Annotated in this window: 1 protein-coding gene; it reads right to left on the reverse strand. The window is 38.2% G+C overall.

What is annotated here, in order from left to right:
• A partial coding sequence (locus CG11_RS26260; protein WP_156039917.1) for a FlgD immunoglobulin-like domain containing protein occupies window positions 1–801 on the reverse strand: 801 nt, incomplete at both ends.

Consider the following 801-nt stretch of genomic DNA (forward strand, 5'->3'; position numbering starts at 1 on the left):
AATAACTAGCTTTTGAAATTCACTACTTTGTTTGACCTGATCTGTTGCTCCATCAGCTTGAACCAATATTTTGTAGATATAGACCCCTTTACCAATGCGATCTCCGTAGTCGTCCAAACCATCCCAATGGATGTCATCTACACGATAACCGTTATTGCCTTCGGCGCTAATGTCACGATCAATGGTTTTTATCAACTTTCCAGAAACAGTATAAATTTGCACCTGAACTTCTAAGGCTTGATAAGGCAAGTTGTGTTCAAATTGGAAGTTGGTGCTAGTTGTAAACGGATTGGGATAATTTAAGACGTGCGCCAAAGCCATATCCGCAGATTCTGCGACAACAAATTCCGTTGAACCTTCACCAGGATTATTAAACACATCCCAAGCTTTTACTTTTACAGTATGCAAGCCCGGTTCTAAGTCTTTTAAGGGATAAACGATTGTTCCTCTCGTGTAGTCATCTTTGGTCGATTCATAAAAATCGTTTAAGATATATTCCAATTCTTCATCCTGTTTTGGTGTTGTAATTTTTCCTGTTAAATCATGTCCAATACTATTTCCTACAGTATTAATACCATTTTCGTCGTACAATTTAACCAATAGCTTTGGGTTGTTATCGGTGATGCCTCCTCTGGCAAATTCTTCTGTATTCATATAGACCAAAACTTCAGGTCCTTGATTGTCAACAGGAGGATTAGGGTTTGACCCACCAACTACAATACCGTCATAATTACCATGAGCATCCAAATTGGATTGATTTTCGGCATAGTAAGAAATTTTACCATATCCCAACGAGTAGTT

The sequence above is a fragment of the Aureispira sp. CCB-QB1 genome, assembly GCF_000724545.1.
Taxonomy (GTDB): Bacteria; Bacteroidota; Bacteroidia; order Chitinophagales; family Saprospiraceae; genus Aureispira.